The 17,093-nt window shown below is 70.3% G+C and carries 10 protein-coding genes; 3 read left to right on the top strand and 7 right to left on the bottom strand.

Going from position 1 to position 17,093, the window contains the following annotated elements:
• Window positions 1-199: 199 nt before the first annotated feature.
• Window positions 200-2,599 carry a beta-L-arabinofuranosidase domain-containing protein gene (locus ACFC1X_RS11450; RefSeq protein ID WP_376351347.1) on the top strand — a complete coding sequence of 800 codons (2,400 nt, stop codon included), beginning with the start codon at window positions 200-202 and terminating at the stop codon, window positions 2,597-2,599.
• A gap of 149 nt (window positions 2,600-2,748) precedes the next feature.
• On the top strand, window positions 2,749-6,036 hold the full coding sequence (locus ACFC1X_RS11455; RefSeq protein ID WP_376351349.1) for a LamG-like jellyroll fold domain-containing protein: 3,288 nt from the start codon (window positions 2,749-2,751) through the stop codon (window positions 6,034-6,036).
• Between the two features lie 60 nt (window positions 6,037-6,096).
• Here ACFC1X_RS11455 and ACFC1X_RS11460 read toward each other — a convergent pair whose 3' ends face one another.
• The 7 genes from ACFC1X_RS11460 to ACFC1X_RS11490 all read right to left on the bottom strand — a co-directional run bounded on the left by ACFC1X_RS11460 (window position 6,097) and on the right by ACFC1X_RS11490 (window position 15,079).
• Window positions 6,097-7,602: a glycoside hydrolase family 43 protein gene (locus ACFC1X_RS11460; protein ID WP_376351351.1), complete on the bottom strand. Its 1,506-nt coding sequence runs from the start codon at window positions 7,600-7,602 to the stop codon at window positions 6,097-6,099.
• 126 nt (window positions 7,603-7,728) lie between these two features.
• Complete coding sequence (locus tag ACFC1X_RS11465; RefSeq protein ID WP_376351353.1) at window positions 7,729-8,763, bottom strand: ABC transporter permease; 1,035 nt, start codon at window positions 8,761-8,763, stop codon at window positions 7,729-7,731.
• Complete coding sequence (locus ACFC1X_RS11470) at window positions 8,760-9,722, bottom strand: ABC transporter permease (protein ID WP_376351355.1); 963 nt, start codon at window positions 9,720-9,722, stop codon at window positions 8,760-8,762. The genes ACFC1X_RS11465 and ACFC1X_RS11470 overlap by 4 nt, the downstream gene beginning before the upstream one ends.
• Window positions 9,715-11,274 carry a sugar ABC transporter ATP-binding protein gene (locus tag ACFC1X_RS11475; RefSeq protein WP_376351358.1) on the bottom strand — a complete coding sequence of 520 codons (1,560 nt, stop codon included), beginning with the start codon at window positions 11,272-11,274 and terminating at the stop codon, window positions 9,715-9,717. The genes ACFC1X_RS11470 and ACFC1X_RS11475 overlap by 8 nt, the downstream gene beginning before the upstream one ends.
• A 67-nt stretch (window positions 11,275-11,341) precedes the next feature.
• Window positions 11,342-12,439 carry an ABC transporter substrate-binding protein gene (locus ACFC1X_RS11480; protein ID WP_376351360.1) on the bottom strand — a complete coding sequence of 366 codons (1,098 nt, stop codon included), beginning with the start codon at window positions 12,437-12,439 and terminating at the stop codon, window positions 11,342-11,344.
• A 348-nt stretch (window positions 12,440-12,787) separates the two neighbouring features.
• On the bottom strand, window positions 12,788-13,807 hold the full coding sequence (locus tag ACFC1X_RS11485; RefSeq protein WP_307008854.1) for a LacI family DNA-binding transcriptional regulator: 1,020 nt from the start codon (window positions 13,805-13,807) through the stop codon (window positions 12,788-12,790).
• Between the two features lie 201 nt (window positions 13,808-14,008).
• Window positions 14,009-15,079, bottom strand: a complete 1,071-nt coding sequence (locus tag ACFC1X_RS11490) for a glycoside hydrolase family 43 protein (protein ID WP_376351363.1) — start codon at window positions 15,077-15,079, stop codon at window positions 14,009-14,011.
• A 1,796-nt stretch (window positions 15,080-16,875) separates the two neighbouring features.
• Here ACFC1X_RS11490 and ACFC1X_RS11495 point away from each other — a divergent pair.
• Complete coding sequence (locus ACFC1X_RS11495; RefSeq protein ID WP_376351366.1) at window positions 16,876-17,088, top strand: hypothetical protein; 213 nt, start codon at window positions 16,876-16,878, stop codon at window positions 17,086-17,088.
• The last annotated feature ends 5 nt before the right edge of the window (window positions 17,089-17,093 follow it).

Below are 17,093 nucleotides of genomic sequence, written 5' to 3' on the forward strand. Positions count from 1 at the left end.
GCGTCCGGCCGGATCGGGCGAGTCACACCCCTGGACGGTCGTCACGGGGGTGTGCTCTGATCCTCAGTGCGCTCCCGTCTTCCAACGATGTACAACTCCGCGACCTCGTACGCCCGTCGGCACGGTGCCCTGCCCCCGTGCGGCCCGTGGTGGGACCGGCGGCACTGAAGGATCCGAGTCCACAGTCAGGAGACCCGCAATGTCCGTCAGCAGACGCGCCCTCCTCGGCACCGGCGCCCTGGCCCTCGGCACGGCGGCGCTGGGCGGCCCGCTCATCACCTCCGCGTCCGCCGCCACGACGAGGGCGACCGGCGCGCTCGCGCCGGACGCCTTCCGGAAGTTGCCCGCCGGCAGCGTCACCGCCCGGGGCTGGCTCGCCGGTCAGCTCAGACTCCAGCTCGACGGCCTGTGCGGCCGGTTCGAGAGCCTGTCGCACTTCCTCGACTTCTCCGCGACCGGCTGGGTGCACCCGGAGCGCGGGGCGTGGGAGGAAGTGCCGTACTGGCTGCGCGGATACGTGCCCATGGCGGTCGCCACCGGGGACCGGGAGGCGCTCGCGCGCTCGGACACGTGGATCGAGGCGATCCTGGCCACCCAGCAGAGCGACGGCTTCTTCGGGCCGCGCGCGCTGCGTACGTCGCTGAACGGCGGTCCGGACTTCTGGCCGTTCCTGCCGCTCCTCCAGGCCCTGCGCACGCACGAGGAGTACACGGGGGACGAGCGCGTCGTCCCCTTCATCACCCGGTTCCTTCGCTTCATGAACGCCCAGGGCCCCGGCGCCTTCAACACCAGCTGGGTCTCCTACCGTTGGGGCGACGGCCTCGACGTCGCCCTGTGGCTGCACCGCCGCACCGGCGAGGGGTTCCTGCTCGACCTGGCCACCAAGATGCACACCCTGGGCGCCGACTGGACGGGTCCCACACCCTCCCGGCACAACGTCAACATCGCCCAGGGTTTCCGTGAGCCCGCGCAGTACGCGCAGGTGACCGGTGATCCGGAGCTGATCCGGGCCACCTACCGGGCCTACGACCGGGTCATGGACGTCTACGGGCGGTTCCCCGGCGGCGGCATGGCAGGCGACGAGAACTACCGGCCCGGGTTCACCGACCCGCGGCAGGGCTTCGAGACCTGCGGGATCGTCGAATTCATGGCCAGCCACGAACTGCTCACCAGGATCACCGGCGACCCGGTCTGGGCCGACCGGTGCGAGGACCTGGCCTTCAACATGCTGCCCGCCTCCCTCGACCCGCGGGGCAAGGCCATCCACTACGTCACCAGCGCCAACGGCATCGACCTGGACAACCGGCCGAAGACGCAGGGGCAGTTCCAGAACGGCTTCGCCATGCAGTCCTTCCAGCCCGGCGTCGACCAGTACCGCTGCTGTCCGCACAACTACGGCATGGGCTGGCCCTACTTCACCGAGGAGCTGTGGCTGGCCACCCCGGACGGCGGACTGGCGGCGGCGATGTACGCCCCGAGCGAGGTCCGCGCGCAGGTCGCCGGGGGCACGACGGTCACCGTCACCGAGGACACCGGCTATCCCTTCACCGAGACCGTCGCGCTGACCGTGTCCACGCCGCGCCCGGTCTCCTTCCCGCTGCGGTTGCGGGTGCCGGGCTGGTGCGACGGGCCGGAGGTCCGCGTCAACGGCCGCTCCGTCGCCGCGCCGGTCGGACCCGGCTGGGTCACCGTGCGGCGGACCTGGCGCAGCGGCGACACGGTGACCCTGCGCCTCCCCCAGCGGACCACACTGCGCCACTGGCCCGACCAGCACGACGCCGTCAGCGTCCAGCACGGGCCCCTCACCTACTCCCTGCGGATCGGCGAGCGGTACGAGCGGTACGGGGGCGACGACACCTTCCCCGAGTACGCGGTGCACGCCACCTCGCCGTGGAACTACGGTCTCGCCGCGTCGCCCCGACTGGAGTTCACCCCGGCGCGCGGTCCCGTGCCCGACAATCCCTTCACCCACGACACGGTCCCGGTCCGCATCAGCGCCGAGGCCCGTCGCGTCGAGGAGTGGATCGCGGACGACGAGAACGTGGTCGCGCCCCTGCAGGCCGGGCCGGCGCGCAGCGACTCCCCCGCCGAGACGGTCACGCTCGTCCCCATGGGCGCCGCCAGGCTGCGCATCACCTCGTTCCCCACGGCCACGCCCGACGGCAGGACCTGGACGCCCGAACCCCCGTTCCGGCGCGTCCAGAACAAGCACAGCGGCAAGGTCCTCGCCGTGGACGGCATGTCCCTGGAGAACAGCGCGCGCGTCGTGCAGTTCGACAACTCCGGTACCAGCGACCACGCCTGGCAGCTCGTGGACCGGGGTGAGGGCTGGTACCTGATCCGCAACGGCAACAGCGGCAAGGTCCTCGGCGTCGACGGCATGTCCACCGCCAACAGCGCCCGCGTCGTCCAGTACGAGGACAACGGCACCGCCGACCACCTGTGGACGCTGGTGGACGACGGGGACGGCTGGTACCGCATCCGGAACCGGCACAGCGGCAAGGTCCTGGGCGTCGACGGCATGTCGACCGGCAACAGCGCGCAGGTCGTCCAGTTCGACGACAACGGGACCGCCGACCACCTCTGGAAGTTCCTGTGACGCGTCGGGAGTGAGCCTTTGCCGCGCCTGGGTTGACGGCGGATCAGTGAAGTGGTGCGCGAGGTCTGGACAGGCGCGGAGGGGCGTGTTGTCATTCCGCTGACAAAAGCTTTCCAACGTTGCAAAGATGGCTTCCGAGGAAGGGTCCGATGACGAGACCACACACCCGCCCACGAGCCAGAGTGTGGGCAATCCTGACAGCGGCGGCCCTGGTGCTGCCCACGAGCGGCCTCACGGCCTCCGCCACGGCCGCGGAGGCGGCCACCGGCACGTCCGCGGTCCAGGCCGAGAAGGACGGCCCGGCCGCCGTCGAGGTGCAGGGCCTGAAGGGCGAGTACTTCAGCATGTCCGCGCCGGGGGCGAGGGACTTCGCCGAACTCGGCGGTACCGTGCTCGACCCGCAGGTCAACTTCTCCGGTCTGACCAGCACCTTCCAGGAGCTGACCGGCAAGACGGAGCACACGACCGCCCGCTGGACCGGGCAGATCGCGGCACCTGCCACCGGCGACTACACCTTCCACGCCATCGGCGACAACGGCTTCCGGCTCTTCATCGACGGCGAGCCGGTCATCGACCACTGGCAGCCGGACTGGGACAACGAGCAGACCAGCGCGGCGGTCCACCTGAAGGCGGGTGAGAAGCACGACTTCCGCCTGGAGATGTTCCAGGACACCGGCGGCGCCAACATGTTCCTGCGCTGGTCGACGCCGACGACGGCCAAGCAGCTCGTGCCGATGTCGGCGTTCACCCCGCCGGACGACTTCGAGGTCTACCCGCTGGCGCTGAACGTCGGCGAGGACGGCCGGCAGGTGCGGGCCAGCTTCGAGGACAGGGTCGGCGACGTCAGGGGGCTCGCGAAGCACCTGAAGGTCGAGGCCGACACGACCGCGATGCCCATCAAGTCGGTCCGGGTGGCGCCCGGGGACCGCAACTCGCTCCTCATCACGCTCGCGGAGCCGATCCAGAAGAACCAGCAGGTCAAGTTCTCCTACGACGGCGAGGGCGGCCTCACCGACGGCGGCGAGACGGTGCCCCAGGTCGTCCGGTACGCGCAGAACGAGTCCACCCACCGGCTCACCACCCCGTGGGGCGACCGGCTCGACGAGAAGAACCCGCTGCCCGAGTACCCGCGCCCCCAGCAGGTACGGTCGAAGTGGAAGAACCTCAACGGGCCGTGGCAGTTCAGCGCCGCGGAGGCCGGGGAGCAGCCGGTCTTCGGCAAGAACCTCGACGAGAAGATCATCGTGCCGTTCCCGGTCGAGTCGCAGCTCTCCGGGCTGGAGCGGCACGAGGACCACATGTTCTACCGCAAGCTCGTCGAGGTGCCGAAGAGCTGGAAGGTCGGCAAGAGCGACAAGGCCGGCAACCGCCTGAAGCTCAACTTCGGCGCCGTCGACTACCAGGCACGCGTCTTCGTCAACGGCAAGAAGGTCGCGGAGCACACCGGCGGATACAACGCCTTCAGTGCCGACATCACCGACGCGCTGAAGGGCAAGGGACCGCAGGAGGTCGTCGTCGCGGTGACCGACACCGGCGGCGCCAACCAGCCGATGGGCAAGCAGTCCCGGAACCCCGGCGGCATCTTCTACACCCAGTCCTCCGGCATCTGGCAGACGGTGTGGATGGAACCCGTCGCCCGCGCGTCCGTTGACAACGTAGTCACGACCCCGGACATCGACACCAGCAGCCTCGCGGTGACCGTCGAGTCCGGTGACGCCTCCGACAAGGCACGGGTCGAGGCCGTCGCGCGTGACAAGCGCGGCAAGGTGGTCGGCAGGGTCAGCGGGCCGGCCAACGAGAAGCTGCGGCTGCCCGTCGCGAAGCAGCACCTGTGGAGCCCCGACGACCCGTACCTCTACGACCTCGACGTGAAGCTCGTCGACGGCAGGTCCACCGACCGGGTCGGCGGCTACTTCGGCATGCGGAAGATCAGCGTCGAAAAGGTCGGCGGGTTCCCGAAGCTGGTCCTGAACGGGAAGCCCGTCTTCTCGCTCGCCACCCTCGACCAGGGCTTCTGGCCGGACGGTCTGTACACGGCACCGAGCGACGACGCGCTCGCCTTCGACCTCGAGGCCCACAAGAAGCTCGGCTTCAACGCCGTGCGCAAGCACATCAAGGTGGAGTCGCCGCGCTGGTTCTACCACGCGGACCGGCTCGGGCTGCTGGTGTGGCAGGACTTCGTCTCCGGGAACTTCCCCGACGAGTCCGGGCAGCAGGCGTTCGTCGAGCAGGGCACGGAGATGATGCGGCAGCATCACAACTCGCCCTCCATCATCGGGTGGATCGTCTTCAACGAGGGCTGGGGCGAGTGGAACCGGGAGGCCACCGGCCGTCTCGCCGAGTCCGTGAAGGCCGCCGACCCGTCCCGGATCGTCAACGCCCACAGCGGTGTCAACTGCTGCAACTCCAAGGGTGACTCGGGCAAGGGCGACATCATCGACCACCACGACTACAACAACGAGGATCCGCCCTTCCCCGACGAGACCAGGGCCGCCATGGACGGCGAACACGGTGGCTTCACGCTGCGCACGCCGGGGCACATGTGGCCGGGCGCGCCGACCGTGATCTACAGCGGTGTCGCCGACAAGGAGGCGCTGACCCGCAAGTACGTGGCGAACACGGAGGAGTTCTACCTGGCCCAGGCCGGTGCGGAGCTGTCCGGCTCGGTGTACACGCAGATCACCGACCTGGAGAACGAGCTCAACGGTCTGTACACGTACGACCGCCGGGAGATCAAGGTCGATCCGGTCCGGGTCCGCGAGGTCAACCGCAAGGTCATCGCGGCCGGCGCGGCCGCGGGCGACCGGGAGCCGCTGACGGGCGGCGGCAGCTGGTCCCTCGACGAGGGCTCCGGCACCACCGCCGAGGACGGCGGGCCAGGCGGCCGGGACCTGACGCTCGCCGCGGGCACGGCCTGGACCCCCGGCGTCAGCGGCAGCGCGCTGAAGTTCGACGGTCAGGGCCAGTCCGCGCAGACGGACGGGCCGGTGCTCGACACCACCAGCAGCTACTCGGTGTCCGCCTGGGTACGGCTCGACGAGCTTCCCGGCAACTACGCCACCGCGGTCAGTCAGGACACGCGGCGCCAGGCCAGCCCGTTCTACCTTCAGTACGGTCAGGGCGCCTTCGCCTTCAGCACGCCCGGCGAGAAGCGGGCCCGGATGGAGACCACTCCGGAGACGGGCCGCTGGTACCACCTCGTCGGCGTGCGTGACGGCGCGGACAACCGGCTCAGCCTGTACGTCGACGGTGAGCCGGCCGCCACGTCGGCCGCGGGACCGGCCTACCCGAGCACCGGCCCGCTGACCGTGGGCCGCGCCCAGTGGGACGGCAACCCGACGGACTTCTGGAACGGGGCGGTCGACCAGGTCCACGCCTACGACAAGGCCCTCACCGCCGAGGAGGTGAGGGCTCTGTACTCCGAGGAGAGGCCGTAGGTTCCAGGCCCTCCGAGGTCCCGGCGGGAAGCGGGTTCGCCCCGCTTCCCGCCGGATGTCTCAGCGGACCGGGCCGACCGCCACGTTGTCGAAGGAGGCACCGGTGTCGAAGACCCGGACGCCGTTGGCACCGCTGCGGTACGTGGCGTCGGTGACGGAGATCCTCGGGGTCGTCATGTCGTCCACGTACACCTTGATGGAGGGACCGACGGCCGTGACCCTCACCCGGTGGGTGGCCCCGGGGTCAAGGGACGTGTGCGCGGTCGCCAGCGGTGTCCAGGAGTCGGCGACCCGGCCGAGCACGACCCGGCCGTCCCGGCGGATGCCCGCGTAATACCCGGTGTAGGCGTCCACGCCGACCGACGGCCGGGTCACCCGGAAGGTCAGGCCCGCGTCGCCGTTGCCCGAGCCGAGGCGTACGTCGGCGTCGTAGGTGAAGTCGGCGAAGTCGGTGTCGAGGAGTGCCTTGCCGCCCAGCGAGTGTCCCGCCCGGTAGCGTCCGCCGTCGGCCGACCAGGAGCCGCCGTAGGTCCGCCAGCCGAGGGCATTGTCGTCGGCGAAGTTGTCCTTCACGCCCATCTGGATGCGTCGGATGGTTCCGTCCGAGTTGAAGTACATGCGGTCATAGGCGAGTTGGCGGTGGTTGCCGTCGGTCTCGCCGAGCGGGCGGCGGTGGTAGACGATGTACCAGATGTCGGTACCCGGCACATTGATCACGGAGTTGTGCCCGGATCCCTTGGCGACCGCGGGGTCCTGGGCGAGCACTCGGTCGATCTTCTCGAAGGGGCCGGTCGGTGAGTCGGAGATCGCGTAGGACACCGAGTAGTCGGGTCCGGTCCAGCCGCCCTCGGACCACATCAGGTAGTACTTGCCGCCCCGTTTGAACATCTGGGGCCCCTCGACGTAGTCCGCCGGTGTGATCTCCTTGTACGTCGACCCGTCGGCGAAGGTGCCGAGGCTGGTCATGTCCCGGTTGAGCTTGACGACGTTGGCGTGTCCCCAGCCGCCGTAGTACATGTACGCCTGTCCGTCGTCGTCGATGAAGACGTCCTGGTCGATGGGCTGGGCGCCGTTGTGGAAGCGGGAGACGAGCGGGCGGCCGATGGCGTCCTTGTACGGTCCTTCCGGGCGGTCCGCGACGGCCACTCCGATGCCGCCGAGCTGGGAGTCGTTCTGGATGTCGTTGGCGGCGAAGTACAGGTAGTACTTGCCGTCGCGCTCGATCGGCGCCGGCGCCCAGAGGGCGTACTTGGCCCAGGAGACGTCGGCCGTCTTGAGGACCTCGCTGTGCTTGGTCCAGTGGACCAGGTCCGTCGAGGAGAACGCGTCGAGGTAGGTCTGTTCGGCGTAGCTCTTGGAGGTCGTCGGGAAGACCCAGTAGCGCCCGTCGTAGCGCGCGGTGTCGGGGTCGGCGTACCAGCCGTCGACGAAGGGGTTGCCCGCTTCGGAGGTCGAGTACTCGGGGGCGGCGACGGCGGCGGAGGGCGAGAGCATCGCGATCAGTCCGCCGGCGAGTAACGATGCGCAGGACTTGGCTACGAGCCCGGTCGCTTTGACGGTGGTCATGGCTGGGCTTCTCCTGTCGGTCGGTGGTGGGGGGTACACCGGCCGGCGGGTGGACGTGGCACCGGCCGTGGAAACCGGACGCGGCAGCCGGGGCGAGTGAGGCACGGCTGCCGCATCCGGGGCTTGTCACATCAGCCTGCGTCTGCGCCCGAGCCAGGTCTGGGCGATGACGACGAGGGCCAGGAAGGCGCCGCTGACGACGAGTTGGTAGGAGGAGTCGAGGGAGCCGATCTGGTTGATGACGTTCTGGATGACCTTGAGCAGCAGGACGCCGACGAGCGAGCCGCTGACGTAGCCGAGGCCGCCGGTGAGCAGGGTGCCGCCGATGACGACGGCGGAGATGGCGTCCAGCTCCATGCCGTTGCCGAGGATGGTCACGCCGGAGGCGAGCCAGGCGGCGTTCAGGGCGCCGGCCAGTCCGGCCAGCAGCCCGGACAGGGTGTAGACGAGGATCTTGGTGCGGGCGACCGGCGCCCCCATCAGGGCCGCCGCGTCCTCGTTGCCGCCGACGGCGTACACGTGCTGGCCGAAGCGGGTGCGGCGCAGGACCACGGCGCCCGCGGCGAAGAGGGCGACCGTGATCCACACCGGGTTGCCGAGGCCCAGCGTGCTGCCCTGGCCGAGTTCGGCGAGGAAGGAGCCCTTGGCGATGAGGTACGTGTTCGCGCCTTCGTCGGTGATGGCCAGCATCAGGCCGCGGGCGCCCAGCATGGCGGCCAGGGTGACGATGAAGGGGGCGAGACGGGAGCGCGCCACGAGCAGTCCGTTGACGACGCCGATCAGTCCGCAGACCGCCAGCGGGAGCAGCAGGGCCACCAGGGTGCCGTGGCGTGATCCCCAGGCGGCGAGGACGCCCCCGAGGGCGAACAGGGAGCCGACGGAGAGGTCGATGCCGCCGGTGATGATGACGAAGGTCATGCCGAGGGCGACGATGGCCAGGAACGCCGAACTGGTCGCCATGTTGGTGATGTTGTCGCCGGTGGCGAAGGAGTCGAAGGAGAACGACGCCACCAGGGAGACGATCACCAGGACGGCCAGGGCGCCGTGCTGCTGGACCAGGGCGCTCAGCCGCTCGGAGCGCGCGGAGCCGGCCGGCTCGGTGGCGTCCGTCGGTTCGTTGCTCGCGGTGACCATGGGCGCGTCCGTCTTCGTCGCGCTCATCGCTTCCCCCGTCCTCGTGCCGCGTAAACGGCGCACACGATCACTATGGCCTGGGCGATCTGGGTCCACGAGGGCGGCAGATCGTGCTTGATCAGCGTGGCGGTGAGCAGCTGGATCAGGACGGCGCCCGCCACGGTGCCGGCGATGTTGACCCGGCCGCCGGTCAGGGGTGTGCCGCCCACCACGACGGCGGTGATGGCCGAGAGTTCCATCAGGTTGCCGAGCGAGGTGGGGTCGCTGGCCTGGAGCCGGGCGGTCGCCAGCACCCCCGCCACGGCCGCGAGCAGGGCGCAGGCCACGTACACGATGATGAGCACACGGCGCACCGGGAGTCCGGCCAGCTCGGCGGCGGGCCGGCTGTCGCCGATGGCGAGGAGCTGGCGGCCGAAGGTGGTCCGGCGGACCACGAAGGCCACCAGCAGGGCCAGCCCGGCGGCGATCAGGATGAGGTACGGCAGGCCGAGGACGTCGCCCGAACCGAGGGAGGCGAGCGCGGGGTTGCGCAGGTCCTCCAGCTGGGGCAGCAGCACCAGGGCGAGACCCCGGCCGCCGACCATGAGGGCCAGAGTGGCCACGATCGGCTGGACGCCGATGAAGGCGACCAGCGCTCCGTTGGCGAGCCCGACACCGGCCGCGAACAGCGCCACCACCAGCAGGGCGGGCAGCAGCCCGTATCCGAGGTAGAGGGCGGTGGCGGAGGCGGCCAGCGCCATCACGGCGCCGACGGACAGGTCGACGCCCTCGGTGCCGATGACCAGGGCCATGCCGAGCGCGACGATGATGACCGGGGCGACCTGGACGGCCTGGGTGCGGAAGTTCTCGGCGGACAGGAAGTGCGGGGTGATGACGATGTTGACGATCAGCAGCAGTGCCACGCCGGCGTAGACGCCGTACGTCTGCAGCCACTGCATGAGGCGGGCCTTGTCGAGTGGGGCGGTGCGGAGGGTGGCTTCAGCCATGGGTGACCGCCTCCTCGGCCGTGTCCCGCGGCGGGGCCTCGCCGGCGATGGCGCGCATCAGCTGGTCCTCGGTGACGTCGTCGCCGGTCAGTTCGCCGACGACCGCACCGTCCTTCAGTACGACCACGCGGTCGGACCCTTCGATCAGTTCCTCCAGGTCGGAGGAGATGAGCAGGACGCCAAGGCCGTCCGCGGCCAGTTCGTCCACGAGTTTCTGCACCTCGGCCTTGGCGCCGACATCGATGCCGCGGGTGGGCTCGTCGAGGAGCAGCACCTTCGGGTTCATCGCCAGCCAGCGGGCCAGGAGCACCTTCTGCTGGTTGCCGCCGGACAGTTCGCCGACCTTCTGGTGGGGTGAGGACGCCTTGATGCGCAGCCGCTTCATGAAGGTGTCGACCACGGCGTCGACGCGGGACTCGGAGACCAGCCCGAAGCGGGAGAGCCGGGGCAGGACGGCGAGCGCGATGTTCTCCCGCACGGAGAGACCGGGGACGATGCCCTCGCTCTTGCGGTCCTCGGGCAGCAGGCTGATGCCCGCCCGGATGGCGGCGGGTGTGGAGCCGCCGCGCAGCGGTGCCCCGGCCACCGTGACGTTGCCCGAACTCAACGCCAGGGCGCCGGAGATGGCCTTGGCGGTCTCGGTGCGTCCGGAGCCGAGGAGACCGCCGAGGCCGACGACCTCGCCGGGCCGGATGTCGAGGGAGACACCGTGCAGCTTGTGCCGGGCCGACAACTCCCGCGCCGACAGCACCGGTTGATCGTCGGCGATCAGGTGGTCGCCGGAGAACTTGGTCTGCCCCTCCGCGCGCACCTCCCCCAGTTCGCGGCCGAGCATGGTCGACACCAGGTCGATGCGGTCCAGGTCGGCCAGGTCGCCGTGGTGGACCCGGCGGCCGTCGCGCAGCACGGTGACCTTGCTGCACACGGCGTACAGCTCGTCCAGGCGGTGGCTGACGTAGATGACGGCGATGCCCTGGTCGCGCAGGCGGCGGATGACCGAGAACAGGGTCTCCACCTCCCGCGGTTCGAGGGAGGAGGTCGGTTCGTCCATGATGACGACGCGTGCGTCGGTGGCCACGGCACGGGCCAGGGCCACCATCTGCTGGGCGCCGACACCGAGGGTGCGCAGCGACTGGCGCACGTCGACGCGGACGCCGTAGGTCCGCAGGATCTCGTCGGCCTCGCGGTTCATGCGGGCGAAGTCGAGCAGGCCGAGGCGGGTGCGGGGCTCGCGGCCGAGGAAGAGGTTGCGGGCCACGCTCAGCAGCGGGATGAGGTTGACCTCTTGGTAGATGGTCGAGATGCCGGCCTTCTGCGCCTCCAGCGGGGTCTCGAAGGAGACCTCCCGGTCCTGGAAGGTGATGCGGCCGGCGTCCGGCCGGTAGACGCCGGTGAGCAGCTTGATGAGGGTCGACTTTCCGGCGCCGTTCTCGCCGATCAGGGCGTGGACCTCGCCGGCGTGCACGGTCAGGTCCACGTCGTCCAGGGCGCGGACGCCGGGGAAGGTCTTGCTCAGTCCGCGGACGGCGAGGACTTCGGCGGGGGGTGCCACCTGTGCCTCCAGGAAGTGTGGTGCGGGCAGGACGACGGGGCCCGGGTGTCCCGGGCCCCGTGGAGGGTCAGTAGGCCTTGCCGATGTCCTGCTTGGCGTTGTCCGCGTTGTACGCGCCGTCCTCGATGACGATGTCCTGCGGCACCGCCTCGCCCTTGGTGAAGGTGTCGAGGGTCTGGAACGCCAGCGGTCCGAAGCGCGGGTTGGACTCGATGACCCCGCTGATCCAGCCGTCGACGATGCCCTGCACGGCGTTGCGCGTGCCGTCCACGGTGATGATCTTGACGTCGCCCGCCTTCTTGCCGGCTCCCTTGAGCGCGGCCACCGCACCCAGGCCCATCTCGTCGTTCTCCGCGTAGATGCCCTTGATGCCGGGGTTCGACTGGATGAGCTGCTCCGTGACCTGCTGACCCTTCTCGCGGGCGAAGTCACCGGTTTGCTCGAAGACCACCTTCAGCCCGGGGGCCTTCTCGGCCACGCGGTCCTTGAAGCCCTTGGTCCGCTCGGTGGTGACGTTGTTCCCGGCCGCGCCGAGGAGGATGGCGACCTCACCCTTGCCGCCCGTCGCCTCGATCATCTGGTCGGCGGCGCGGCGTCCCTGCTCGACGAAGTCCGAGGCGATGAAGGAGACGTAGTCCTTGCACGCCTCGGCGTTGATCTTGCGGTCGATCGTGATGATCGGGACCTTCTTCGCGGCGGCGGCCTGCAGCACCGGGTCCCAGCCGTCGGAGTTGAGCGGCGCGATGACCAGCAGGTCGGCGCCCTTGGCGAGCAGGTCCTGCACGTCGGTGATCTGCTTGGAGAACTGCGACTGGGCGTTGGCGGTGAGCAGCTTGACGCCCCGCTTCTCCGCCTCGTCCTTGATGGACTGGGTCTCGGCGATGCGGAACGGGTTCGCCTCCTTCTCCGACTGGGAGAAGCCGACGGTCGCACCCTTCAGGTCCAGCTTCTCAGCGCCGTAGGCGTCGATGGTGCAGGTCTTGCTGCCCGGCTTCGGCGTGACGGCCTTCTGCTCTGCGCCGGCCGCGGACGACCCGGACTGCTTCTTGTCCGACGCGTCGTCCTCCGACTTGGCGCAGGCGGTCGCGGTGAGGGCCACGGCGGCGGCCAGGGCCACGACAGCCGGGCGGCCGAGGAGGTGTGGACGGTGAGTGGTGCGCTGCATGGTGACCCCGATCCGGGTGGCGCTGAAAGGGAATTGGGGAGCCGGACTACGTGCGACGACTACTGCTTCTCCCCCTGCGGCGGACGTTGTCCGGTCCGTCGCACAGAGGTTTTACATCGTTGCAAGGATGCTGTAAACCCCCCGTGCGCGACCTGCGATCAGAGCGTGCGGGTCGAACTCGCTTTTCAGGCGGCCCCGTTCACCGAACCCCGGCGAACACGCGGCAGCCTCTTGACTTGTTGCCGCCGTTCGACCGAGACTGAGTCATCGAGGCGCGTGACAACGATGTCAACTCGACCAGCACCTACGTCATACGGCCCACCCCCGGGTGTCGGTCGGTGCGTGTGTTCAGACGCCTTCGGCGCCGCGGCCCAGCGTGCTCTCCCGCTCCACGAGCCGGTGGTCGGCCCGGAAGCGGCGGGGTTCGGCCGGCTGGCCGCCCAGCCGGGCCAGTACCGACTCCACCGCGAGCCGGCCGATGGCCTCCTTGTCCGGCGACACCGAGGTGAGCGTCACCGCACCGAACCGGCCCTCGACCACGTCGTCGAACCCGACGACCGCGATGTCCTCGGGCACCCGCAGCCCTCGCGCGTGCAGGACGCGCATCGCCCCGATGGCCACGAGGTCGTTGTAGGCGAAGACCGCGTCGGGCCGCCGGCCGGCCTCCAGGATCCGGGCCATGGCCGCCGCGCCGTCCGCGTGTCCCCAGCCGTCGGTGGCGGCGACGAGTCCGTCGTCGGCCGGGAGCCCGGCGGCGGCCAGTTCCTCGCGCCAGCCGCGCACGCGCAGCTGGGCGGGTTCGCTGCGACCGCGCCGGTCACCGATGAACGCCACCTCCCGGCGGCCGAGGCCGATCAGGTGGCGCACCGCGGTGCGCGCCGCCGCGACGTTGTCGATGGCGATGTGGTCGTAGGGCAGGTCGTAGTCCCGCTCGCCGAGGAGCACCAGCGGCACGTTCTCGGTACGGTCGCGCAGGTCCTCCGTCTCCAGCTCGATGGGACTGAGGATGAGCCCGTCGATGACCCGCGCCCGGAATCCCTGGCTGACCAGGATCTCCTGCTCCCGCAGCCCGCCGGTGTGGTCGAGGAGCACGGTGTAGTCGTGCGCGGCGGCGGCGTCGATGACGGCGGCGGCCAGCTCGGCGAAGTAGGGGTTCCCCAGCTCGGGCAGGGCGAGCGCGATGATGCCGGTGCGTCCCTTGCGCAGGTGGCGTGCGGTCAGGTTCGGCCGGTACCCCAGCTCGTCGATGGAGCGTTGGACGCGCTCCCGCATTCCGGCGGTGACGTAGGGATAGTCGTTCACCACGTTGGAGACCGTCTTGACGGAGACCCCCGCGTGCGCGGCGACGTCCTTGAGGCTGACCCGCACGTCGAATCCCTCCGAAGCGTCCCCAGTCGGTGTTCGGTGCGGGGCGGGTGTCCCCACGGTGAGCCGGACTCCAAGCCCCTGGGCACGAGTTTACAACGTTATACAGCTCGTCTCCCGGCGCTGACAAGCATGGTGACCGACCGGCACCGGACTATCCGGGATGGTCGCACACACCGCCGAGAGGCGGGCCGCACGGGCGTGCTACTCGAAGAACTTGAGGCTCCAGCCGGTGTCGTTGTCGGGGCCGGGCACGTTGGCGCGGCTGTAGGTGGTGTTCCCCCACCAGGCGAAGGTGCCGGTGTACCAGTACCGGTTCTCCCAGGAGTACGGCGTGCCCTTCGGCACCGCGTGGAACATCAGGGGGAAGCGCGGGCCGGCGGGCGGGCTCGTGTTGATGTCGCCGTCGAGCAGCACGAAGGTGTGGTGGCCGGGTCCGTTGACGTGCAGCGTCGGGTCCCAGCCGGACATCATGGTGGCGCGGTTCGAGCCGAAGAGGCAGCCGTTGGACTTGTACCAGTCCCATACGTATGTCGGATCGCCGCCGGCCCGCAGCCGCAGGTCGGCCAGGCAGTACTGGTCGCTCCAGCTGCCGTTGGCGGAGTAGGCGATGTGCAGCTGTCCATTGGGGTCCTTGATGGGCTCGGGCCCCTCGTTGATGTACGGGTTGCCGACCACGCGCTCCCAGCTCTCCCGCGGCTGCGAGATGACGTGGCGCGCGCCGGTCGGTGTGGTGGGGCTGCTCATCCGCGCGATGTACAGGTTCTGCTCGACGTTGGTGTCGCCCGCCCAGCCGGACCACACGAACCACCGCTGCCCGTTGAACGTGAACAGGGTGCCGTCGATGGCCCACTTGTCGTCCGGCAGCGCCAGCTTCGTCTCGGCGGTGTATCCGCTGTCCGGGAAGGCGGAGCTGATGACGTACATCCGGTGGGCGGCGCCGCGGCCGGCCGTGAAGTAGATGTAGTAGCGGCCGCCGTCCCGCACGATCTCGGGGGCCCACACCTCCCCGCGGTTCCGGGTGTCCGACCAGACCTGGCGGGCGGGCGCCGAGGCCAGCGCGGCCGTCGACGGGGCCTGGCGCACGACTAGGCCGCCGCCCGCCGACTGCACGGAGACGTAGGTGCCGCCGACGCGCAGGACGCTCGGGTCGGCGGCGCGCAGGCCGGTCTGGTCCGCGGTGGCGGGCTCCGCGGACGCCAGGGACAGCGCGGCGGCGAGGATGCCGGAGAGTCCGCAGGCGACGGCGGCGTGGAGCAGGCGAATAGGTTTCATGGTCCCGTTCCCTGATCGGTCTCCTGTTCGACGCCGGCCCGGCCGTGGCGTGGCGGGTCGGGCCTGGCATCCGGTCAGCAGCGGGTCGGCGGAGTCTGTGGGGTCGGCCCGTGACCGTCGAGCGGGTTGTCCGTGCGGTCGGCAGGTACGTCGAGGGGGTGCGCCGAGCGGCTCGCATCGGACATCGGGCATTTACATCGATGGAAGTCGGCTGTCACAGGATCGCGACGGGCGCTGAGCATGTCAACAAGTCCAGCACGACGCGCGACGCCGTGTCGGCTCAATCACCCGGGACCGGCATGGCGCGGGATGGCCGGGCTCGGAGCGGTCGAGCAGGCCCGGTCGCGTCGGTACGACAGCTGTCGCCCGGGCGCCCTCCGCCGTGCGACAGCCGGCGCTCGCCCGCCGACCCGTGCGGCGCTGGCATTCGGCCGAGAACCGTCCATCGCCTCTGGGAGATCCTTTGCTGGGAGATCCTTTGCTGGGAGATCCTTGAGGCAGGAGCAGGCGGCGACGCAGCCTGGCCTTTCGTCCCAGACGCCCTACCAGTCGTGCCGGGGCGTGTACGGGGCCTCCAGGGGGCTCACCTCGTCGTCGGTGATTTCCACGTCTCGTCGGCTCCGGCTCGATCCGGCAGATCGACGACGCCGTGGCCTCCCTCGTAGGACGAGATGGAGGCCATCCGCAACCGCGTCCCCGGCACGGCCCTCTCGTGAACCCGCCGTCCGCTCCGGAGCACGCGTCCTCCTCCCAGCCGCCAGGGTCGGCCCGGTGAGGTCTTCCGCTGTCCTGCCACTGCCGCCCGGCTACCGTGGAGCGGCGCGGTCACGACCCGCCGGCGTCGCAACCAGGCGAGTGCGTCCGCGTGCCAACGTCGACCAGGTCCGGCACCAGACCCGGGCGCGCCAGGGCTGCGGCGACGGCACCGGCTTCGCTCTGCACACGCCCGTGCACCAGCCGCTCGCAGGCCGCGACCAGCGCGTGAATGCCGGGAGGTCCTGGGGCTCGCGTACCGCGCTGTCGGACACCGTGCTCGTCCTCGACCCGGCCGTCCGGCCGCCTGGGCGTGGGTCGACCGGCGCTCCGAGGTCGACGGGCACCCCCGACCACCGAAGCTGGGGCCTGCGCGCGGCGCTCCTCGACTGGAGCCGGGCGCTGGCGCGGGCGGCAGGCGCCGACGGCATCGTGCAGACCGTTCCGGACGCGGATGCCGCCGCCGTCGCGCTGTTGCGCTCGCGCGGGTGCAGCCCGCTGGTGACGGCGTGGCATCTGGAGTTCGCCCTGCCGGTCGAGCCCGTGGTGACGAGCCTCCGCAGGTGTGACGGTGCGGACGTTCCGCGTCGGCGACGCCGTCTCCGCGCACGCGCTCGTACAGGACGCTTTCGACGAGTGGCAGGAGCGGCGGCGAGGATACGAGGAGTGGGCCACGCACACCGTCGAACGACCCGCGCTCGCGCCTGCCCAGGCGTTCGTGCCCCTCTGCGGGGATCAACTGGTCGGTGCCGCGCTCGGTTTGGAGGTACCTGGATCGGACGAGGGCTGCGTCGAGCAGATCACCGCACCCCGGACCATCGCGGCCGCGGCATCGCCCGCCTCCTCCTGCGCCACACGTTTCGCGCCTTCCATCGGGCGGGCCACGTCTCCTGAACCCTGTGGACGCACTCGGACACCGGCGCACTCGACCTGTACCTGCGAGTGGGCATCACGGTGCGGCACGGCTCCACGGTGTTCCGCAAGGACTTCCGCGCCTGAGCGCTCCGCGTGCGTGCCGCCGCCGTCCGGCCCACCCTGAGACCATGAGTGAGCAGCCGATCGTCATCTACCCCGCCGGAGCGGACAGCGGCAGACGCGTCCGCATCAACGGTCACTTCGTCGGCATCGCTTACACCACCACCGACATCGCCGCCTTCATACAGGAGGCCGGGTTGCAGGATTTCGACGACATGGACGTCGTCCGGTCCAAGGGCATCGAATGGCGGGGCGAGGGGCCCGACGACTGGGGCACATGACTGCG

The organism is Streptomyces sp. NPDC056128, assembly GCF_042263835.1.
Classification (GTDB): Bacteria; Actinomycetota; Actinomycetes; order Streptomycetales; family Streptomycetaceae; genus Streptomyces.